Origin of the sequence: Paenibacillus pabuli (genome assembly GCF_039831995.1) — a bacterium.
In the GTDB taxonomy this organism is placed as follows: domain Bacteria; phylum Bacillota; class Bacilli; order Paenibacillales; family Paenibacillaceae; genus Paenibacillus; species Paenibacillus pabuli_C.
Window position 1 is genome coordinate 3,760,786 of the sequence record NZ_JBDOIO010000003.1, and the last position, 22,716, is coordinate 3,783,501.

At 49.7% G+C, this 22,716-nt stretch carries 18 protein-coding genes and 2 riboswitches; of the genes, 1 reads left to right on the forward strand and 17 read right to left on the reverse strand.

Going from position 1 to position 22,716, the window contains the following annotated elements:
* Window positions 1-29: 29 nt before the first annotated feature.
* Complete coding sequence (locus ABGV42_RS18845; protein ID WP_347383002.1) at window positions 30-1,544, reverse strand: HAMP domain-containing sensor histidine kinase; 1,515 nt, start codon at window positions 1,542-1,544, stop codon at window positions 30-32.
* On the reverse strand, window positions 1,541-2,224 hold the full coding sequence (locus ABGV42_RS18850; protein ID WP_347383003.1) for a response regulator transcription factor: 684 nt from the start codon (window positions 2,222-2,224) through the stop codon (window positions 1,541-1,543). The genes ABGV42_RS18845 and ABGV42_RS18850 overlap by 4 nt, the downstream gene beginning before the upstream one ends.
* Before the next feature lie 205 nt (window positions 2,225-2,429).
* On the opposite strand from ABGV42_RS18850, the gene ABGV42_RS18855 reads away from it, so the two are divergent.
* Window positions 2,430-4,196, forward strand: coding sequence for an alpha-glycosidase (locus ABGV42_RS18855; RefSeq protein WP_347383004.1), 1,767 nt, complete (start codon window positions 2,430-2,432; stop codon window positions 4,194-4,196).
* A 178-nt stretch (window positions 4,197-4,374) separates the two neighbouring features.
* On the opposite strand, the gene sdaAA is transcribed toward ABGV42_RS18855, so the two are convergent.
* The 15 genes from sdaAA to ABGV42_RS18930 form a co-directional block, all read right to left on the reverse strand.
* The gene (gene sdaAA, locus ABGV42_RS18860; protein WP_347383005.1) at window positions 4,375-5,322 is read right to left on the reverse strand and encodes an L-serine ammonia-lyase, iron-sulfur-dependent, subunit alpha; all 948 of its coding nucleotides are present in this window, start codon (window positions 5,320-5,322) and stop codon (window positions 4,375-4,377) included.
* Complete coding sequence (sdaAB, locus tag ABGV42_RS18865; RefSeq protein ID WP_347383006.1) at window positions 5,312-6,001, reverse strand: L-serine ammonia-lyase, iron-sulfur-dependent subunit beta; 690 nt, start codon at window positions 5,999-6,001, stop codon at window positions 5,312-5,314. Before sdaAB ends, sdaAA begins: the two co-directional genes overlap by 11 nt.
* A 106-nt stretch (window positions 6,002-6,107) precedes the next feature.
* Window positions 6,108-6,211: riboswitch (glycine riboswitch) on the reverse strand.
* 4 nt (window positions 6,212-6,215) lie between these two features.
* A riboswitch (glycine riboswitch) is annotated at window positions 6,216-6,344 on the reverse strand.
* Window positions 6,345-6,540: 196 nt separating this feature from the next.
* A complete protein-coding gene (locus ABGV42_RS18870) occupies window positions 6,541-7,821 on the reverse strand; it encodes an MFS transporter (RefSeq protein ID WP_347383007.1) in 1,281 nt (426 codons plus the stop codon).
* A 215-nt stretch (window positions 7,822-8,036) separates the two neighbouring features.
* A complete protein-coding gene (locus tag ABGV42_RS18875; RefSeq protein WP_347383008.1) occupies window positions 8,037-9,557 on the reverse strand; it encodes a PH domain-containing protein in 1,521 nt (506 codons plus the stop codon).
* Window positions 9,550-10,056 (reverse strand): PH domain-containing protein, encoded by a 507-nt coding sequence (locus ABGV42_RS18880; protein WP_347383009.1) that lies wholly within the window; start codon window positions 10,054-10,056, stop codon window positions 9,550-9,552. The genes ABGV42_RS18875 and ABGV42_RS18880 overlap by 8 nt, the downstream gene beginning before the upstream one ends.
* A gap of 18 nt (window positions 10,057-10,074) precedes the next feature.
* Entirely contained in the window at window positions 10,075-11,184 is a 1,110-nt protein-coding gene (locus ABGV42_RS18885) for a LolA family protein (RefSeq protein ID WP_347383010.1), read from the reverse strand.
* A gap of 24 nt (window positions 11,185-11,208) precedes the next feature.
* Window positions 11,209-12,681, reverse strand: coding sequence for a sensor histidine kinase (locus tag ABGV42_RS18890; RefSeq protein WP_347383011.1), 1,473 nt, complete (start codon window positions 12,679-12,681; stop codon window positions 11,209-11,211).
* Complete coding sequence (locus ABGV42_RS18895; RefSeq protein WP_347383012.1) at window positions 12,678-13,388, reverse strand: response regulator transcription factor; 711 nt, start codon at window positions 13,386-13,388, stop codon at window positions 12,678-12,680. The genes ABGV42_RS18890 and ABGV42_RS18895 overlap by 4 nt, the downstream gene beginning before the upstream one ends.
* 206 nt (window positions 13,389-13,594) lie before the next feature.
* A complete protein-coding gene (locus ABGV42_RS18900) occupies window positions 13,595-14,650 on the reverse strand; it encodes a phosphotransferase enzyme family protein (RefSeq protein WP_347383013.1) in 1,056 nt (351 codons plus the stop codon).
* A gap of 239 nt (window positions 14,651-14,889) precedes the next feature.
* Window positions 14,890-15,645 (reverse strand): phosphate ABC transporter ATP-binding protein PstB, encoded by a 756-nt coding sequence (gene pstB / locus ABGV42_RS18905; protein ID WP_095291715.1) that lies wholly within the window; start codon window positions 15,643-15,645, stop codon window positions 14,890-14,892.
* Window positions 15,646-15,657: 12 nt separating this feature from the next.
* Window positions 15,658-16,545, reverse strand: a complete 888-nt coding sequence (pstA, locus tag ABGV42_RS18910; RefSeq protein ID WP_347383292.1) for a phosphate ABC transporter permease PstA — start codon at window positions 16,543-16,545, stop codon at window positions 15,658-15,660.
* A 2-nt stretch (window positions 16,546-16,547) separates the two neighbouring features.
* On the reverse strand, window positions 16,548-17,483 hold the full coding sequence (gene pstC, locus ABGV42_RS18915) for a phosphate ABC transporter permease subunit PstC (protein ID WP_236146679.1): 936 nt from the start codon (window positions 17,481-17,483) through the stop codon (window positions 16,548-16,550).
* A 114-nt stretch (window positions 17,484-17,597) separates the two neighbouring features.
* Window positions 17,598-18,530: a phosphate ABC transporter substrate-binding protein PstS family protein gene (locus ABGV42_RS18920; RefSeq protein WP_347383014.1), complete on the reverse strand. Its 933-nt coding sequence runs from the start codon at window positions 18,528-18,530 to the stop codon at window positions 17,598-17,600.
* Window positions 18,531-19,134: 604 nt separating this feature from the next.
* Window positions 19,135-20,427, reverse strand: a complete 1,293-nt coding sequence (locus ABGV42_RS18925) for an arsenic transporter (RefSeq protein ID WP_347383015.1) — start codon at window positions 20,425-20,427, stop codon at window positions 19,135-19,137.
* 140 nt (window positions 20,428-20,567) lie between these two features.
* Entirely contained in the window at window positions 20,568-22,661 is a 2,094-nt protein-coding gene (locus ABGV42_RS18930) for a methyl-accepting chemotaxis protein (RefSeq protein ID WP_347383016.1), read from the reverse strand.
* Window positions 22,662-22,716 lie beyond the last annotated feature (55 nt).

Genomic DNA, 22,716 nt, shown 5'->3' on the forward strand with positions numbered 1-22,716 from the left:
GTTTAAATCGTGCTAGGTCAGACCTTAGGTCAATAGATAAATATCCGAACTCCTTCGGGTGAGCTATCCACCTTTTTACGCAGGCCCATCTCGCGAACGAGCAGATCCACAATGGACAGCCCGAGTCCCGTCCCTTTCGCTCCCACCTCTTGCTGCATACCCGGACCCTGATCCCGAATAACCAGAGCTGTTCTGTCGTGAATTCGTTCAGTGGATATGCCAATGTATTTTCCGTCTCCTGCATACCGAATCACGTTCTGAAACAGGTTATCCAGAATACGACGCATCCCCTGTTCATCCACCCGCCAGATCAGTGGTTCATCCGGCAGGTCAATATCGATGTCGAACTGCTCTTTCTCCCAGACAGGGTACCATGCCGCAGCCGTTTCCCTAACGATCCGGAAAACATCTTTCTCTTCCAGTTTCAGCGTATACTTACCGCTCGCAAGCAGATTGTACGATAACATGTTATCGATCAGTCCACTTAGATCATCCATCTTCGATTCCATGCGTGACAATGAACTGATGCCCTTATCGCTGAGCGCTTCCTTGTGAAGAGCATGCATATGCCCACGAATGACCGTTAGCGGCGTACGCAAATCATGGGAGAGTCCTGCAATAAGACGTTTGCGGAATTGTTCCTCCTCACGTTCCCTGTGACGGCTTTCCGTCAGCTGATACACCATCTGATTGAATGAATCCTCCAGCTGACCAATCTCATCCGATCTGCGGATATCAACTGGAAGCGGAATGCCTTCCTTACCTGGCGTAATCATGGCTGTCTGCAGACGGATCAACCGTTTACGAATCCGTGCAAAAAACAGAATGGACATCACTATGAAGAACAGAAAAATAATCGTCATCAGCAGACCCAGATACAACAGTTCCATCGGCCAGTTGCTCTGGGATTTTTGGAGCAGGTATCTCGGCACTTCAATGACCATGAATCCTTTTCCCTTGTCCTGATTGCCTCCACCTATAAATGAAACGACGGTTAACGGGTCACGGTAGACGGCCTCCTTCATGAATGCCATCGTGTAGGAAGCATCCCATACTGCGGGAATGCGGGTTTCTACCTTTTTCTGATCATTCAGCGGCCAATTCAAAGTAGTCAGGGTTGAGCCATTTGCGGAGGTTTCTGCTACTTCTACACCTTCACCCGCAAGAATAAACACGGTTTCCCCGTTTTCGTCCACTCTGTACATCGAAGATTTGGGATATTGGGCATGTAACTGTTTCATGCGTTGATCCACCTTGGCAGGCGCTGCCTGTTCCAGCTTCTTCGATTCATTAGACCAGAGATTGCTTATATGAGTAACGTCACCGTAAGGAGCGGTAGTACTGCTCTTGCTCATGTTGTTCACGAACACTACATAAATGACGGATGTGATTGGAAGAACAACCGGTACAAACAATACCGCACACAAGATCAGAATCATATAACGGGACATAAGCGATTGGCCAAATCGAAACTTTCGTTTCCCGGTCTTTTTTCCGTCACTCTGATCTTTCGGATTCTCCTGCTTTCTAAACCGCCCGATCATGGTTTCTTCACACGATATCCAACCCCGCGCACGGTTTGAATCACGGACGGATTGGCCGGATCAATCTCAAGCTTCTCGCGAAGATGGCGAATATGTACCATTAATGTCTTATCCCCATCCAGGTAGGGCTCGTTCCATACAGCTTCATAAATCTGTTCCTTCGTACGGATCATGCCCATATGCCTGAGCAGGTACGCAAAGATGTGAAACTGTTTTCCCGATAAAATGATCTCTTCCCCTGTCTCCTCATTGACGATTCGATTGTCCTTCTCATAGATGGACAGGTGATCCAGCTTCAGAGCAGCATTCGAGGAAACCGTAGTCCCTGCCTTTCGCAGCTGGACTTCAATTCGCGCAGCAAGTTCATCGGGGTGGAACGGCTTGGTTACATAATCATCGGCAAAATCTAGCCCATGCAGCTTGTCATCAATGGACGTTCTGGCCGAGAGCATGACGATGGGCACGGAAGGATGTTCCTTTTTCAACCTCTGTCCCACCGTGAATCCATCCAGCCCTGGCAGCATGACATCCAAAATGATCAGAGAGCAGCCCCCGGCAGCTTCAGCAGCGCCCTCTCCGCTTCCCAGCCATACGACCTCATAACCTCGCTCCTCCAGGTCGGCTCTGACCCATGTCGCGATTTCCGTATCGTCCTCAATGTATAGCAGTTTTGTTTTCATGCGTAAATTCGTTTCCTTTCTGCACCCTTTGGGTTAATTATATATCTGAACATAATGGAGTAAGCTGTATGTATAACGAACAAAGCTCCAACTAAGGAATAGTCTGTTACTTTCTTTGTATTATACCTTAATCTTCAGCTTCAGAAATGTCATGCCTTGAGATCCGTGAACTACATATAAGTCAATAGACGGGAGGAATTTTAACATGCTGCTGGAAGCCATCTATCACCAACCCAAACGGAACTGGGCCTATGCCTACGATAAGGATACCGTTCGCCTGCGCCTGCGCGCCAAAAAGAATGATCTCACCGAGGTATACGCCATGACTGGCGACAAATACGCATGGGAAAATACCAAAAAGCAGATTCCTTTGGTCAAGTTCACTTCCGATTCCATGTTCGATTACTATGAAGGTGAAATAAAGCCTCCGTATCATCGCCTGAAATATTCCTTTTTGCTCAAAAGTGGAGACGAGCAGATCTGGATGTCCGAAACGGATTTCCAGGAAGACGAACCGGACGATCCGGGGCAGATGTTTCAGTTTCCCTATATTCACCCGGGTGCGGTCTTTACGCCGCCTGAGTGGGTTAAGGATGCTGTTTTCTATCAGATCTTCCCCGAGCGTTTTGCGAACGGCAATCCGGACCTGAATCCGGAGAATGTCGAACCATGGGGCGGCGACCCTACACCGTCCAACTTCTTTGGAGGTGACCTCCAAGGTGTAATGGATCATCTGGACTACCTCAGTGAGCTGGGCATTAATGCGATTTATTTTACCCCCATCTTCGAAGCAACCACCAACCATAAGTATGATACCGAGGACTATCTGCGGGTAGATCGGCATTTTGGCGATGCGGACACCGTGAAACGATTGGTCAAGCTATGTCATGAACGCGGTATTCGGGTACTTCTGGATGCAGTGTTCAATCATTCGGGGAAGACGTTTGCACCATTTGTTGATGTGCAGAAGAACGGGGAGAAGTCCAAATACAAGGATTGGTTCCATGTTCATGAATTCCCGCTGGATGTGAAGGATGGTATACCTACGTATGAGACCTTTGGATTTGAGCCACACATGCCGAAGCTGAACACGGAGAATCCGGAGGTGAAGGACTACCTGCTGAAGGTAGCCGAATATTGGATCAAGGAAGTTGGCATGGACGGCTGGCGACTGGATGTCGCGGACGAAGTGGATGATGCATTCTGGCGCGATTTCCGCCGGGTGGTCAAAGCTGCGAATCCGGAGGCGTATATTCTCGGAGAGATCTGGAATGAATCCTCGGCCTGGCTGCAAGGTGATCAGTTTGATGCTGCCATGAATTATCCGTTTACCGATGCCGTGAATGGGTTCTTTGTAAAAAATAAAATGAATGCCGAGACGTTCGCGAATTCCATCGGACGGCAGCTGTCACGTTATCCGCTGCAAGCCAGCGAAGTCGCATTCAACCTGCTGGACAGCCATGATACGCCAAGGCTGCTGACGCTGTGCGAAGGCGATCAGCGCAAGATGAAACTGGCAGCATTGTTTCAGTTCACTTATCTAGGTACACCGTGTATCTATTACGGGGATGAGATTGGGCTGGATGGCGACCAAGATCCAGGCTGCCGGAAATGCATGGAGTGGGACGAAGCGAAGCAGGACCGCGAGTTGTTTACCTTTTATCAGCAGCTTATCGCCCTTCGCCATGCCCATCCCGCGCTGCGTGCAGAAGGCCACGTTCGATTCCTGCAAGCCCGTCCTGAAGGGAGCCAGCTGATTCTTGAACGGCAAAGTGAAGATGAACGCATCCTCGTTTTGTTTAATCGTTCGGAGGAAACGGCAATCATTGAATTTGAGGGTGGTGCAGGTGAATGGACCGAATTGTTGGACGGTAACCACCGGACTGCAAGGGACGGCGATGTCCTCGCTGTTGAACTGCCTGCATATGGTTATGCGGTATTAAGCACGGAAATCAGTCAGGGACAAAAGTAAATCTCTATTAAGCATCCCTTGTAGGTTACCTGAGACTTTCTACTTTGAATGCCAGAGTTAGGCTGAATCTCGGGTCTTTCCAAATAAAAAAGGCGTCCTTGCATGACCTTGTAAATGGGTCAGTGGACGCTTTTTTCCGTTTGTCTCCTGTAATAAATCCTGTCCTATCGGCTCATTTCTAAGCCTGCTCTTTCGAATTGTTCTTCGTGCTCTCCGGTTCGGACTCAGCTTCAGGTTCTGCTCGCTTCGCTTTGGGTTTCGCCAGCTTCTCCATCATTTTCCGGCCCGTTGGCGTCTGGGCCAAACCACCCTGAGCCGTCTCGCGGTGCCTGCTCGGCATGGCACTTCCCACTTCCAGCATGACGTCAATGACTTCGTCCGATGGGATGGCGCTCCGAACCCCAGCCAGTGCCATATCGGCTGCAGCCAGTGCTGTTACCGCACCCAGTCCGTTCCGGACGATGCATGGAATTTCAACAAGCCCTGCGACCGGATCGCAGATGAGGCCGAGTGTGTTTTTTAACGCGAGACCTACGGCATGAACGACCTGCTCCGGTGTCCCTCCACGCAGCTCCACCATTGCACCTGCGGCCATGCCGATTGCAGAACCGACTTCAGCCTGGCAGCCGCCCTCGGCACCGGAAATGAACGAGTTGTTGGCGATGACATATCCAATTGCACCTGCACAGAATAAGCCGTTCACCAAATGCTCATCACTCCATCCGAATCGCTCTTGGGAGCTGATGAATACACCGGGGATGATACCGCACGAACCCGCTGTCGGTGTAGCCACAATCCGGCCCATGGAAGCATTGACTTCGGAAACACACAGGGCGTAGGCCATCGCAAGTGCGGAGGCATCACCCGAGCAGGTTTCGCCCTGGCGAATATACTCGGCCATCTTTTTGCCGTCTCCGCCGGTCAAGCCACTGCGCGAAGTGGTGTCCTCCGTCAGTCCTTTCCGTACAGCCTCTTTCATCACCTGATAATATTCCGACATCTGCCGCACCACATCCGCTTCCGGCGTATTGGTCTCCTGAACCTGCTCCTCGATCATCAGCCGGGCAATGGTTTTGGATTCTGCCGTACAGATCGTATTTAATTCATGCAAGTGCTTAAACCGCATCCGGTTCAACCCCTCTCTTCAAATCAATGACGCGAATATCCAGCACATGGTCCAGTGATTGCAAGCGTTTCAACATCTCAGCGCTTGGTGCTCCGTCCATCTCCATCGCTGTTAGCGCTTCGCCATCCCGGGCTTTACGGTCCACTTGCATATAACCGATGTTAACTCCTGACGAACTGATCGTAGACGTCACGGAAGCAAGTACCCCCGCTTTGTCCGAATGACGCAGTACGAGTGTAGGGAATTCCCCGCTGATCTGCACCCGAAAATCATTTAACGTATGCACCGATACGCTGCCGCCGCCAATCGAAGCGCCAACGAGCGAACATTGACGCTCACCGTGCCACAGCTCAATCTTGACCGTATTGGGATGCGGAGCAGGTAGTCCACTCGTGAAGAACTCGACCTCCATGCCCGCTTGTTCTGCATATTCCTCGGCGTCCGGTATACGCGGATCATCTGTGACATAGTCAAGCAAACCACCAATTAAAGCCAGATCGGTACCATGACCCTGGTACGTATCCGCAAATGAACCGTACAGTGTCAACCTCGCACGTTCCGGGGTACTTCCCAGCCACTGGCGCGCAATTCTCCCCAGCCTCGCTGCCCCGGCCGTATGTGAACTTGAAGGCCCTGTCATCGACGGACCAATGATTGAAAAAACATCTTTAAAACGCATCCTGCACCCCTCCATATCGTCATATCCATTCAGACATGCACCATAATGTTCCTTGATTACTGAATGATGACATCAAAAAAGGACAGTAGAAGGCCTTAGGCCCTCTCTCTGTCCTCGTTACCTGAGAGTTTCATGATCAGGAGCAGCCGCAATCGGCATACCGTCCTCATCATATACCCCTTGGGTGGCGCAAATGCGCACTCTCCAGAGTTGCGTCCAACGATGGTACATTTACCTGAGAGATTAACCGCGGCGCCGGGTGCGCAGCAGCTTGCTCCTTCGGTGCCTGACAGCCGCCTTAGTGTTACCCTTGGCCTGGCCAGGTCTCTCCCGCTCGTTCTCATCCGCTGTATAGTCATATACTCGTTCGAACACCTATCAAACGTTTATCACTTGTTAGATTGATCATTCATATAACAGATTAATATGCAACACACGTAATGTCAATAAAAGTAACGTACTATTATCATCTTGGAAAAATTCCTGTTATATCATATGCATCCTTCCACGGGATGGTTCAGTTCAATATAGGACATAGACTAGCTATGAAGTGATTTTGAGGAAGAGCTGTGTTCCTTATAGTATGACTGTCTTGAAGGAAGCAAACTAGTAAGCCATAACACGAGAGCACCCAGCATCAGAACTGCAGAAACCACCGTATATACGGTTCGGAGAGAGATTACTTCCGCTACTCCCCCCATCGCCAAAATCGAAATAACCTGTAAGGCACTCAGCATCAGCCCAAGCACGCTGCTCATCCGCCCCATCAATTCTACCGGAATATTATTCTGATAAAAGGTAACCAGTCCCGTGTTCGCCAGTGCGGAACACAGCCCAAGCAGAATAAAGGCGAATGCGGCGAGTTCGAACGAAAACGAACGAGCGAACAGGAAATAACCAAGCGCAACCAGGAGCACGCCTCCGCCCATCATATGACGGATGGGTAATTGTTTGGCGAACAGCCAAACCAGCAGAGATCCCGTCAGATAACCCACTCCCGTAACACTCATCAACGCGCCATACTGCGACTCGGACAGGTTCATCACATGACGAATAAACACCACTTCCTGCGCATCCAGTGACATGCCAATGACAAGAATGATCTGGAACAAGGCATAAATTCCAACGACATAGCCCGAGTGACGACTGAAGCGCAACACGGCATGCCAATCCTGAGCGATCAGGCGAGGAGTTAGCTTTGTTGCTGTTCTACTGTTCCGCTCCCCAATGCCCAGCCTTGGCAGGAACATCAGAATCAGCGCAGACACCACAAAAGAAGCAGCATTGGCATAGATCGCCGCCACAGGAGACAGATAGATCAGCATGACTCCCGCTATGGCCGGACCCGTAATAAAAGCGCCTGAACTGATCATCGCCTGCAAGGAATTGAATCGCTTGCGCCGCTCAGCAGGAACCAGCCGGGTAATGTATACCTGCGAAGAAGGCACAAAGATGGAAGAAGACATGCTGACAAGAAACATGATGCCATACATCATCCATAGGCTGGGCATCAGCGGAAGCAATGCTACGAGCACAGCTCTCACCACATCGGCTCCAATCATCAGCTGCCGCTGGTCATAGCGGTCGATCAGACTGCCTGACCAGAACTTGGTGCATACCGAGGCAATCGGCGAGATGATCCACAAGCCTGCGACTGCCGCCGGAGACTGTGTCATGTTGAGTACCATCAGATTAATAGCCACTATATAGATGAAATCCCCCAGATTGGATATGCCCACTCCACCCAGCAGCAAGCCGGCATGTTTCCATCCACCTGGCTGGGCGTCTTTCCCTCTCTCCTTCTCGCGATCATTGCTCATCCATCAGATCCCTCCCAGGTTCATTCATGAATTATACAGAGCACTAAAGTTAAATCCAATAATTGTATTATCTCCTATTTCATCCTCTTTCGCAGTAAAAGAATGGACGATGCCTAACGTTGATCATCACTTTTCGCAAGGCTTGCCGTACAGCAAAGAGACTGCCGTTCATCCGGCAGTCTCAAGTGGGTTCAATCTTCGGTCGGTTTTCCATTTCATCGCTTGATTAAGGCAGATGCCTGCCGAAACCAATCCTTTACGGCATTGGCCTGTTCAAGTTCCAGAAAAACCGCCTTGAAACCGATGCGATTCACCATCAGCTTCGCCCGAACGGATAGCAAGGACTTGTTTCGCTGTCTCGAGGTAGCAACGGTATCTACCGTGACAACATGAGGCCGGCGCATCAGCGCCGTTCTGCGGGATATTGCCCGGTGGCGAATGGTTAGCAGCTTGCCTTGAATGCTCATCCCTTCATCCTTGAAGCATCCGTATCCCCAAACGGCAAATAAGGGGATGAAGAGAAATAGAAGCGCGCCCGTCGGACCCAGAAACACAGTACCCGCTGTTCCCAGCAGGACTGCACCAAGCAATTTCCAGCGCAGGAATAACCAACGGGCTCGATCCGGGGGCCTGTTCGCAGGTGGCTGCAATTCAAATTGCGGTACGATTCGGGCAAGCAGCTCATTCACATCGCGGAGCGGCAGCAGCGGATGAAGCATCATTTTTTTCTCCGTCTCTGAAGTCAAAACAAAAATCTCCACCTCGGCATAACCAAACGGCTGTCGCAACAGCCCCTCCCTGATCTCTACCGCCTGGACCTTCCTTGGAGAGAACACATGCTTTTTTCGGTCGAGCAGACCGGAAACGATCGTAATATTACCGCCTTCCTGCTCCACGGTGAATCCGGCATACTTGATCGTGAACAGGACAGCAGACAAGATCCAAGCCAGCAAAAACATGACAGGAACAAGTCCGAGCCACCAGATCGCTGGCAGCTGTCCAGCTCGCTCAACCAGGCTGCTGTAGAAGTGCGCAGGGAGCAGATCATCTGCGAAGGAATAAACCCCTGTACCGAATACGACAACGAGCGGCAGGTTCATCGTGGTCAGCGCTCCGGCGAACAGTCTGCCGGCTGACAGGCGCAGCAGAACCTTCCGTTCCCGCTGCACAAGTGGTGACGGCTCCTCGATACGATCCTCCTTTTGTTCAGGAGATTTTCCCTCATCATAAGAAGTATCATTTTCAGCATATTCTGCTGCGGGAGGCGCCTCCTCTTTCTTCACAGCTTCATTGCGCTTCTGATATAACCACTGCTCTACCCGCTCGGCTTCCGCAACGGCCAGAGCGGGTAGTACACCATCCGCCTCCTTGCTGCCTCCCGGCGTCTCAATCTTGAGCTGTGCCAGCTTGAGCAGCCGCTGAATCAGCGGCTGCCCCGTCTGAATGGAGTGAATACGACTGAAATAGATGGATTTCTCCTCCCGGACAAATATGCCCTGGCGCAGCACAATCCGATCATCCTGAAGCGTGTAGCTGAATTTACGCCATTTTAACCACCCATACAGAATGAACGGAAGCGCGAATAGCACGACTGCAGCAGCATAACCATACCAGGGAAACTTGCTCCAGTTCACGCCTTTGATGATGAGTAGCACGATGATGGGAATGATGGACTTCAATACGCTAAAAAAGGGAAATAAGACATACAGCTTATGTAAATGCTTTGATTCATTCATCGTGATCTTCCACCTTCGCCAGATGTCCGATACTGCGCTTCAATTGCTCTGCTTCCTCCCTTTCCAGTCCAGCGATGTGGAGTGTAGCAGCCGCTGTAACGATACTGACTTTGGCAAGTCCATACTTTCGCAGCAAAGGACCGCTCTCCAGCTCCACCTGCTGTACTCGCGTCATCGGCACAATTGTATCCTTATGCCACAACCAGCCGGAATGGATCTCCACTTCCTCCTCAGTGACCCGAAAACTGAAGTGTCGGTATCGTAATCCGGGCAGGATCCAGGTATACCAGACCAGTGAAATCATAAAAAGCCCTATTCCAAGCCAGCCCGGCCACAGCACCCAATCTCTAATCCATGCGACAATCAGATATCCGATGGCCAGAAGAATCAACAGCCCATTGACCATAAGGGCCGTCAGGGCTGTTGCTTGCTTGGCTTTGGGATGGAGACGCCGCCGTTCTCCGTTGTTATGCTCTGTGTACTCCATTGCGTGACTCACACTCTCCTACAATTCAAATTAAGGCTGACTGGACAATTTCAGATTCTTCGCCCAAGCTTGAAGCTTCTCCTTCGTCCATTCTTCGTTCTCACCCATGATGGAGTAACGCAGCCCGTTCTCGCTCCATGATATGTTCCGGATGCTCTTCATATACGAACCCTCGGTGTCCCGAACCTCTACCTTTGTCTCGTCAGGCAGCAGTGTGTCATCACCATTTTCCTCCGGAGCTTCAAAAACGGTCAGACTCACTTCAACCTTGTCATTGTTGACGTAGTACAAAGTCACTTCATCCCTGCTGAACTCTCCACTTGATGAATACATCTCAATCCGTGACAGCTCCAGCTCACCGTTCATATCCTGCAAGAAGGGTTGCCCCAAAGCTTGTTCGGCTTCTTCCAGACTCACTTCCGAATTCTGCGTTAGATCATTGAGATCCTGCACATCCACTTCTTCGGGAATGTCGATTACGAACGTATCCTCCGAAAATTCGGGATCGTACTGAATTGGATCATAGACCATTTCTGATTTTTCATCGCCATAGGTGCTGATGACTTTAACAATCATCCACGTTTTGGGGTCTACCCAATACTCGGAGGAAATGGATAATGTTCCTTCCTCTTTTGGCGTCAGTTTAATGTGAATGACATCCTGTCCCTGAAGCTCTTCCTGTCCCTGAAGCTCTTCCTGTCCCATCATATCCACATCATGGGAATCCCGCAACCGTTCCAGCTGATCCACCAGCATCTGCTTTTGAGTCTGTTCAGGCTGTTGTCCCATGGCAGATACGTTCATCGAATATGCCGTACCCGTCTCTTTTTCGTAAATGGTTATGTCCGTTCCGTTATTGACCGCATAGCTTACGTTGCCATTCTCCTCCGTTTCGGTGCGCTTACGCCCTGTCTTCCCGTCGACCCATTCCTTAATGTGCATGGTGTGAGTCAATTTGTCATCCGACCACACTTTCATCACACCTTCCGCATAGTACGAAGCGGGTTTTGTTTCTGCAGTGACAACCTTCTCGATCATCTCATCTCCTGACAGGCCAACCAGATCCTTTTCTGCGCAACCTCCGAGCAGTGACCCTGCAAGTAGAGCTGTACCGAGCATCATCCATCCTTTTTTCATCATTCCATTCATCCTCTCACATTGGGTTTAATTGCATTCCATCTCAGGCAATCGGCATGCAGCCAGCGTGCCGTATCCTTCAGCCGACCACATGCGCATCTCACCCCCATGCTTGATGGCAATCCGTTTGGCTATGCTTAATCCGAGACCCGAACTGCCCGCATACGCCTTCTCTTCCTGGTTCTGGTGTTGAACATAGGGTTCAAAAATGTGGTCCAGTTGTTCTTCAGGAATAGCAGGCCCTTCATTTTGCACCAAAATTAATGTTGTTCCAGCCCTGTACTTATCCAGCTCCAATTGCAGCGTAGGAAAGATCCATTCCGGAAGCGGCTGATCTGAAGCAATGACGCCCAGACCCATCACACCGTTCATGCTTGTATGACGAAGTGCATTGTTCATCAAATTATCTGTCAGGCGCATCAGTTGCTCGGGATGGATCCGGTAGAGGCGGTCTGTGCGGACAACCGTTCTCACGTCAATCTGTCCACGCTCGGCGAGCCCGCCATAACTTCCGAGCAGCATATCGAAGAACTCCTCACCTTCCACCTCAACCATGGCCATCTCCAATTCACTGGAACCCAGCGCCGTATACATTTCAAGTTCACCAATCATGTGCTTCATCCGTTCCACATTGCCAAACAGTATATCCCGGTACTCCCGTCTCTCCGGCAGTTCCAACTGCATATCAACATTAAGTGCCTCTGCATAGGCACTGATGGACATCAACGGTGTCTTCAGGTCATGAGACAGGGAAGCGACCATGAGCTCTTTCTCTTTTTGCTCCTGCTCCACCTCAGCCTGAGTCTGCCTGACTTTCTCCTGCATCGCATCGAATTGCTTCAGCAGCGTGCCCATTTCATCACGACGTACCGTTACGTCATCCATGGGAATTTCTCCCCGCGCAAAAGCATGCATCCTGCCCATCAGTTGTCTCATCGGACGGAATAGCTTTCTCGAGAGCAGCCAGAGCACCGTGCCATATAACAGGATAAAGAAAACAGCAGCGAACCCAACGACCCAGGTTGTCCGAACCGTGATGCCTTCCAGCCACTCTCCGCGAAGCATGGTAATCTCGTAAATCCCAACCAGCTCGCCTTTTTCCCATACCGGCTTCTTCAGCGTGAATGTGCGATGACGAATCTGCATGTCGTACAGATCACGATATAGTTCCGAACCCCTAACCGTATAAGCTCCGGCAGCCCAGGTATCCCCGCCGGATGTATACACCCGGATCCCTGAAGGCAGATAGAGGTCAAAGTTCACTTGATCACTCGCCAGTTCGGAGAGCGGAGCATAGGCATCGGAGGATTGCACACGGTACAGACCCGGGTCCGATAATACCTGCTCGACGGGAGCCAACCGTCCTGACAACTCCACATATTCCGTTACGGAACGCTGATCGTTATAGTAGTTGTATAGGGAGAATAGTGCCCAGCCTGCAGCGACAGGAAGCAGCATTACAATGAGAAAAGCAATCATCAACCAGTACTTCAGCTTCATTCCACCGGGTCCCCTACAAATCGGTATCCACTGCCCCATACGGTCTGAATCCAGCGTGGTCGATGGGGCTCATCACCGAGTTTGGCCCGCAGGCTCTTGACATGGACGGTCACCGTACCCGAGCTTCCGGCTGCCGGTTGATTCCATACATGTTCATATAGTTCCGCCTTGGTGAATGCCCGGCCTGGATGAGAGGCAAGCAGGGTGAGCAAAGCCCACTCCTTGTTAGTCAGTACGACATCTTCCCCATGAAGCTGCACCTGTTGATTCAATGGGTCAATTGACAACCCGTCGTTGTATTGTTGTTGGGTCGCATCCGGCTTGATGCCTTGGTATCGACGGTATCTGCTAAGGTGGGATTCAATGCGGGCCGTGAGTTCCGCCAGGCTGAATGGCTTGGTAATATAATCGTCAGCTCCCAGACCAAGACCTCTGACCTTGCTCTCTTCCTCGATGCGTGCACTCATCATGAGCAGCGGAACGTCGCTGATCAGCCGGATATTTTTGCATACCGCGAACCCGTCCATTTCCGGCAGCATGAGATCCAGCAAGACCAGTTGATAGCTCCCTTTCCTGAAATCTTCCCAGCTCTCCAGACCGCTCGAAGCCCAAGTCACCCCATATCCCTCACGCCGAAGATGGTCCATCAAAATGCGGGCAATTTCCGGATCATCCTCCACCAGCAATATGTTCACGTTGTCTCTCATCGCTGCTTCATCCTCCCATGACTGTATTGTAGCGAAATACATCTTTCTCTCCGCAGAGTTTATACTTTCTTCATAAATGCGTTCTTGAAATAAGTAGTAAATAGTACGCAAAAAGAGCCCCCTGAGTTCAGGACGCCCCAAATACATTGGTTGATGCATGTGGTCGTGATGTCGTGATGTCTTCATTACTGTATGAAATAACGATCTTATAATTCATAGAAGATACTGCGGTTCTCGACGTAGGGTCTGCAATATTTGCTGCAGAGCTTCGGCATCCGATCCTTCATCCATGCATGCCTGGACTCGTTAGCCATCTGGAAAGCAAAATAACCGAACGTAAAAATCAACATAAATCCTTCCATCAGCCTGATCTCTTGTTCCGTGAGCGGGGCTGTTTGTTTCGTATAACCGGACAGGAAGATATCCCGTTCTTCCCCGCTGACAATCAAGGCCGCACCTGCGGCATCGAAGAGATAATAGCCATAACCGTATAAACAGAAGTCTATCATGGAAATCCCTTGTTCCGTCACCAGCAGATTCCCCCGGGTGATGTCACCGTGAATGACGCCCCATGTTTCGGGACGGAGAGGATATGCTTCCAGCTGTTTGTTGATATTCTCGAACGTCTCATGTATTAATTCAAAATCTTCCGGAGTAAAAATGCCCAATCTGGTCCCTTCCTCAAGCTGCCTGAGCATGTTCAGATTTTCCTCGATACTGCCATAAGATGGACGAACTTCGGTCCGGCTTGTCCGGTTAACCTCCGCTTCTGATCCCTCGCCGGTTGTCTCATGCGTATCCTGTGCACGACCATATTGGTGAAGCGTCTGCATCTGCACCCCCAAGTCATAAATCTGCTCTGTTGTCAGCTGCTCCCCTTGCTGAATATCCCTGCCCTCAATCCATTCAAGCAGGGTGCAGCAGATTTCTTCCCCGCTTTCCGAGAAGCAGACGGTAACCCAATCTCCCGACAAATTACGAACAGGTATCTGCACATGCAATCCGGTGGTTGATTTTAATTCATGAAGGAGGCCCATCTCCGCCTCCAGCGCTGGACGTGTATGTTGAATACCGGTCATGCTTGCAAAAGCAGCTTTATGTATACGCAGCAGGTACTTCTGTCTGTTTTCTTCATCGATGATATGATATGTCAGGTTCTCATTGTGACGGATGAAGGAGGCCGAGGGCTTCCTTAAGGGATAGCGTGTTATCGCATCCGCTGCCAAGCTGTCCAGGGATCGTTCACGGGCCGTTGTGATCATCAACATCTCCTTCGGGATTCTAGATATCTGACTCTTCCATCTCTAACTTTCGGAAACATAGATCTGCATTACTCATTCTTGTAACTCTGATTATCGTAGCATGATTGTTTTTGTCATGGCAAACTCTACCATTATTAAAATATAAAAAGCATAACCCCAAACTTTCTCATTTGGGTGTTATGCTTTCTTCTCTAATTATTGCTTTATATTGTACTCCATCCAATGGCAATGCACTTCGATTAACCGAAACGTCCCATAATATACTCTTGTGTCAAACGGTTGTCCGGGTTGGTGAAAATATGTTCCGTATCCCCGTGTTCAATCATGCTTCCCAGATAAAAATAAGCCGTATAATCCGAGATCCGTGCTGCTTGCTGCATGTTATGGGTTACGATGACGATCCGGAGATCCTTCTTGAGCTCCGAAATGAGTTCCTCCACTTTACCCGTAGATACCGGGTCCAGTGCGGATGCCGGCTCATCGAGCAGCAAAATCTGAGGATCAACAGACAATGCGCGGGCAATACACAGACGCTGCTGTTGACCACCTGAGAGAGACAGGGCAGACTCATTCAGTCTGTCCTTTACTTCATCCCAGAGCGCAGCGCGACGCAAGCTTTTTTCTACAATTTCATCCAGTGCCTTCTTGCCTTTAATACCGCGGTAGCGGGGGCCAAACGCGATATTATTATAAATGGACTTATGAAAAGGGTTTGGCTTCTGCCACACCATGCCGATTTTCTGGCGTAATTTGATTACGTCGGTGCCTGGCTCGTTCAAGTCTTTACCATCCATCCAGATGTGTCCCTCTGTGCGGGAACCGGAAATCTCATCATTCATGCGGTTGAGGGACCGCAAAAACGTGGATTTACCGCAACCGGACGGACCGATCAGGGCCGTTACGCTGGCTTCAGGAAACGCGAGGCTAATCTGCTTGACTGCCTGGAAATGCCCATAATATATGCTTAACTGTTCCGTACCGAAAGGTATGGCCATGTTGGTTCCTCCTTATTTCGAAGCTGTCATACGGCGGTATACAACCCGGCCGATCCAGCGTGCACTCAGATTGAACGCCAGTACAAGGATAACAAGCACCGCAGATGCTCCGGCCGCCACTTCCTTGGAATCTGGTCCAATGCCTTCACTGTTGACTTTCCAGATATGAACGGCAAGTGTCTCTGCCGGACGGAATGGGTTAAGCGGCGATCTTGGGCTTGTCGGATTCCAATCCGTGAAGTCCAGTGGCGGACTGCTCATTCCTGCCGTAAACATCAGGGCTGCCGCTTCACCGAAGATCCGTCCGGAAGCCAGAATGGTACCTGTAATCAAGCTTGGCAGCGCTACAGGCAGCAGGATGGACGTAATGATCTTCCATTTGGACAGTCCCAGTGCCAGACCCGCTTCCTTCTGTTCCTTCGGAACAGCCCGGAAAGCCTGCTCCGTTGTCCGCACCATGAGCGGCAAGTTGAATATCGCGAGAGCCATGGCACCCGAGATCAGGGAGAAGCCAAGACCGAACGTATTAACAATCAACAAGAGACCAAACAAACCGATAACGATCGAAGGGAAAGAGGACAATACCTCAACAACTAATCGGATAAAACTTGTAATCTTACCTGGCTTCGCATACTCCGCCATATAGATTCCCCCACCCCAGCCGAGCGGAATGGTGATAATAAGTGTTAAGATCAACAGGAAGATCGAGTTAAAGAGCTGCGGTCCAATCCCGCCTCCCCCTTTGAGCAACTGCGGTGCACTCGTCAGGAAGTGCCAGTTGATTTGCCCTACTCCCCGAAACAGGATAAATCCAAGCAAACCAAGCAGCAATACCACGATGAACAGGGCTAAAACAACAATGATAGACGTAGCAACTTTATCGACCGTTTTCGCCTTCATTTTCATACCCGGTTCCTCCTTTCGAGCAAGCGAACCAGAATGACGAATACAAACGTCATCACAAGCAACACCAGCGCCATACTCCAGAGTGCATTATTATGAACTGAACCCATTGTGGTGTTACCCATACTCAGGGTGATTACACTTGTTAGTGTGGAAGCTGATTCAAGCAAAGATGTCGGTACATGCGGTGCATTACCGATAACCATCTGAACGGCGAGTGCTTCACCGAAGGCACGAGCCATGCCCAGAACGATCCCTGTCAGCAAAGCTGGCAGGACTGTTGGAATAATAACGCGGTAGATCGTCTGCCAGCGCGTAGCGCCCAGAGCATAGGACGACTCACGCAAACCTTTGGGCAGAGCAGACAGAGCATCGGCCATAATACTTGTTACGGTAGGCAGAATCATTACGGATAGAACCAGACATCCGGCTGCAATCCCGATACCGGCTCCGCCGAAGATGCTGCGTAATAAAGGCACAATAACACTCAGACCGATAAAACCGTACACGACGGACGGAATACCGGACAACAATTCAATGGCGGGCTGCAATATCTTTTTCCCTTTACCCGGTACGATCTCCGTCATAAAGAGTGCCGCACACAAACTGAGCGGGCTTGCAATCAAAGCGGCCAGCAGGGTGGTTGTGAAGGAACCGGTGATGAACGGTAATGCTCCATAGGCTGCTGGTTCTGATGATGGACTCCACGTTTTGCCGAACAGGAATTCACTCAGGCTCACACCATCCTTAAAAAAGGTTGAGAGACCCTTGGACGCCACAAAATAAACGATGGAAAACATGACAACGATCAACAATACGACACAAATCGACGTATAGATCCGTCCTGTCCATTCTTCCCAGAAATGTTTCTCTCTCAAGGGCCGGCGTGACTTGATCTTGCTGTTCATTACCGTTCCCCCTTCGGTCTGTTCCATAACAACCATCCTTCTATAATAGAGTAATGTAAAATATGGGATTATTTCAGTTCAAACCGCGCAAAGAGGCAGGACCTTAGTCCGCCTCTCTCGCTGTATGCGCAAGTTCAAAGATTATTGAGTCAAGTTACCCGCTGCATCGCGTTTTACTTTCATACCGGATACCGGAATGTAGCCCAGTTCCGTTACGTCGTTTTGTTGAATTTCGTCACTCAGCATGTAGTCGAGGAATGCTTTTGTCGCTGCATCCGGCTCACCTTTAGTGTACATGTGTTGGTAAGCCCACACTGGATATGTTCCAGCTTCTACGTTCTCAACTGTTGCTTCAACGCCTTCGTATTTCAATACTTGCAGGCTGTCATCCAGGTAAGACAGTGCCAGGTAACCGATTGCTCCTGGAGTCTCGGATACAAGCTTCTTAACTGTACCAGAGGAATCTTCTTGAATGGATCCTTGGATATCTTCTACTTTTGTTCCCAGAGCGAAGTTCTCGAATGTTGCACGAGTACCGGAGCTGCTAGGACGGTTAACGATAACGATGGCTTGGTCTGCACCGCCAACATCTTTCCAGTTTGTGATTTTACCGGAGAAGATATCGATCAGTTGTTGTTTCGTCAAATCTTCTACACCTGCATCTTTGTTGCTTACTGGTGCAATTGCTACTACTGCTACTTGGTGATCAACCAGTTCTTTTGCTTTTGCTTCATCTTCCAGCTTCTCTTCTGCAAATACGTCGGAGTTACCGATTGTAGCTTGTCCGTCGGATACTTGAGTCAAACCCGTACCACTACCGCCGCCTTGCACTTGAACTGTTACATTTTTATATTCATCAACTGCCATAAATTTTTGTCCAGCTTGCTCTACCAGAGGTTGCAGTGCTGTTGAACCAACAGCCAGGATGTTTCCGCTAAGCTCAGCAGCTGCTTCGCCTGATCCTGAACCATTGCTTGCTGCGCCCTCTGTACCAGCATCATTTTTGGATCCGCATGCTGCGAGTACCAGTACGAACGTTAAGGTCATCAAAATAAACGGCAACTTTTTAAACATGTTTTGTTTTCCTCCCCCAATGTAGTGATGGCGTTTTGTGAATTTGTTTGTTCACCATCAACTCTTTTATCATTGTAGTTTCGGTATGTCATCTCAAAATCAATGTTTTGTAAACGCAATGTTAAAATTATGGGCAGTGTTTTGAAATATATGGAAGTTAATTCAACTATCGAGCGACCGTTACGGTCCCGGATCGTTCTTCCGATCGCTGTTGTCTCCAAATTTTCTTGATCATATATTTTATATGTTAAAAATCGGAGACAAAGGCGAGCGCTTCGCTTCTTCAGAATCGATCCCGTCCCCTTCACCTGCTTCGGTGTTGTTTGGTCGCTTCCAGACGTTTCAATCCACCGTCTGAGAGAGGTAAGAAAACAAAATAGACCAGCCCCAAAAAGACCGGTCTATTTTGTAATGGTTGATTACTGTATTTAAACCTCATATATAGAAGAAAATAAAAAGACTGCTTTCCCTCAAGTGCATGGCACCAGAGTGAAAGCAGCCTTTTACGACAGATCAGACATCAATATGATGTGTTAAATAAGATATCCTGGCCTATTTACACGAGAATGACGAAGATTGCAGTACACGTCTGAAAAATAATTTTCTATCCCAAAATCCACAGCCATAGGGCCAGTCCAGCCAGGGTAATTACCAATGTTGGGATCGTCAGGATTACACCTACCTTGAAATAATATCCCCACGTAATCTTCACACCCTTCCGCGACAACACATGCAGCCACAACAATGTAGCAAGCGAACCGATCGGCGTCATTTTCGGACCCAGATCAGACCCAATCACGTTGGCATAGATCAACGCTTCTCGAACAATGCCTTCGGTGTGGGCATCCTGGATCGCCAGTGCGTTAATCAACACGGTCGGCAAATTGTTCATCACCGATGACAATACTGCTGCAATTAATCCCATGCCCATCGATGCAGCTAGCAGGCCATGATCCGCTATGGCATCCAGCCAGCGGCTCAGATGATCCGTTAATCCTGCGTTGCGCAGCCCGTATACAACAAGATACATGCCTACCGAGAAGACCACAATGGACCAAGGCGCTTCCTTGACGACACGTCTCAGGTCAACCGCTTCACTCTTGCGTGCCAATATGGCGAACAGCAGAGCGACGGCTCCCACGATAACCGATACCGGGATCGGCAGAAATTCACTGGAGACGTAAGCAACCAACAAAAGCGCAAGCATATACCAAGCAATGCGAAACATCCTCGGGTCGCGAATGGCCTCCTTGGGATCACGTGCGGCAGAGATATCGTAGCGATGGGGTATACTTTTACGATAAAACAGATACAGCATACCCGTACTCGCTGCAATGGAAAAGAGATTGGGAACAATCATGCGCACAGCATACTCCACAAATGTAATTCCGAAATAATCGGCAGACACGATGTTCACCAGGTTGCTGACAATCAGCGGCAGTGACGTGGTATCGGCTATAAACCCACTTGCCATGACAAATGCAAGTACCATGCGTTCATCGAATTTCAGCGCACGCACCATAGCAAGGACAATCGGAGTCAGGATAAGCGCCGCACCATCGTTGGCAAATAGAGCAGACACTGCTGCTCCAAGCAAAATGGAATAGATGAATAATCTGCGGCCATTTCCTCCAGCGAGTCTCGCCATATGAAGTGCAGCCCATTCGAAGAACCCGGTCTCATCAAGAATCAATGAAATCATGATGATGCCGACAAATGCCAGCGTTGCATTCCATACGATGGATGCCACATCGGAGGCATCATTCAGGCTCACAACCCCACATAGCAAAGCCAGTACGGCCCCGCCTGAGGCAGACCAGCCAATACCCAGTCCACGAGGCTGCCAGATCACCAATGTAACGGTTAACACAAAGATTAGTATAGCTACGTATGTCATAAATCCTCCTGTACCTTCACCCTATTACTACTATTATAAATACACCGCGATGTAAGTGAAAAACCAACGTTATAGTTATACAGGGCAACAGGAGGATTGTCTATCTTTATTTTATTCTATGAACAAGTATTATTACCGGGTTATGCCTGGTCCTTGTTCTTCGGTGTATCTTCCACCATTTTGAACATGCCCAGCAGGCCTTGCAATTGCTCTGCCATACTGTTCAGATGAGCGGATGACGAGGCAATCTCTTCTACAGAGGCCAGCTGTTCTTCCGAGGAGGCCGATACGGATTCCGTATTCGCAGCGCTCTCCTGGGTTACAACGGAAATATCATTCATGGCTTGGGCAACACGAGCCGCCCCATCCTCTAACTGCTTCGTTGTTTGTGACAGATCATCAAGCGTATGTGCTGCATCTTCAACGGCCTCACGGATCTGTGCGAATGACTGTCCCGAAGTATTTACTGCCTGAATGCCATCCTCCACTCGGGTCTGAGCAGCCGTCATGGCACTCATAGCGGCATCCATATCCAGACGGATATTATGGACGAGCTCACCAATCTGTGCTGCAGAGCTGCCGGATTCTTCTGCCAGTTTCCGAACCTCACCCGCTACCACTGCGAATCCGCGACCAGCGTCCCCCGCTCTCGCCGCTTCGATGGACGCGTTCAGCGCAAGAAGGTTAGTCTGTTTGGATATGGTCGCAATAACATCAACCATATTCCCAATTTCTGTGGATCGGGCATTCAAGGACTGAACCACCACTGCCAGTTGCTCCACGGTTTCCTGAATGCTGCTCATCTGATCCACGGCCTGTCCTGCCGCTTCATTACCGGAATACGCAGCACCGGATGTATTCCGCATGTTCTGTGTAATGGATTGCACACGTTCAGACATTACGCGAACATCTTCGGCCATACGGCTCATCTGGCCCGATCCGTCCGTCACGCTTTTCACTTGCTGCTCCGCACCTTCCGCAAGTTCCTGAATGGAAAGTGTGGAATGTTCAATGGCCTTGGTCGTTTGCTCCGCACTTGCGGACAATTCCTGAGCGGAAGCCGATACCTGCTCCGTTGTCTCCTGGACACCCAGAATCATCATCCGGAGGTTGTCTACCATCCGCTCGAAATATTTGGCAAGATCGCCCACTTCATCCTTTCGTCCAGTTTCCATCTTAACCGTCAGATCACCTTTGCTTACTGCCCGGGCAGACTCTTGCAGACGCCGAATTGGACGCAGCATGGAACGTGTAAACCAGAGGATGAATACCAGCGTCAGGAAAGTTGCAGCCAGAATGACGATTAACGTCGCCATACGGATGTCTTTACTGGCATGGGACAATTCACTTTGTAACATCGTACCGCCTATCTTCCAGCCCGTTGCTTCATTGGTGGAGAAGGTCATCATTTTGGAATCACCATTGTAGGTGTAGTCGAACATTCCTTCTTTGCCTGCGAACATCGGATCAAGTGCTGCAGACGTTTCTTTTGTACCCGATTCCATTATAGGTGAGGAGATATAGTTTTTCTCCCCATCCAAGATAATGACATATCCTTCCTTGCCCACCTTAATGGAAGCCTGCTCGCTTAGTTCCGTCAGATCCAGAGACAGCCCTACCACACCCGACTGATCTTCCAGTGTTTTGGAGATAAACACGACCGTTACTCCGTCCGTATTCTTAGACACGGCTGAGACAGCGGGATTGCCCGGATTGGCCATCGCAAGCTTGTACCATTCCCGCTCCCTCGGATCATAGTTGGACCCTTGTGCGCTGCCGGCTGTTTCTTTTCCCCGAACCATGGTGCCATCTTCTGTTCCTACAAATATATTCATAGCATCGGGGTGCAGCCCGACATATTGCTGTAATTTCACTTCTATCTCGGAAACGCCACTTTCCCCACTGAGCATGTCTGTTCGAATGGAATCAGCAAAATAATTGATATCATGAATCTTCGCATTTACATGGGTCTCAATAATTGAATTCGTTGTGCTTACACTTTGTTTGGCACTATCCATCAGCTGACCTTCTACCGTACGATCAGCAATTAATAGTGTGATCATCCCAATGATTAAACTGGGCACCAGTAATACGGCCAGAAAGGATACCAGCAGTTTATTGCGTATACTCCAGACAAAGCCCTTTTTCTTGTTTTTCTTTTTTGCTTTATTTTCTTTCTGTTTGCCTGGTTTGGCAGCATTCTTCACTTGCCCTTGATCCAGATGTTCCCCCATCCTGCTTCTCCCCCTCTAAAAAATTCAATCTTTGTTCGTATGTAGGACCCTCTCC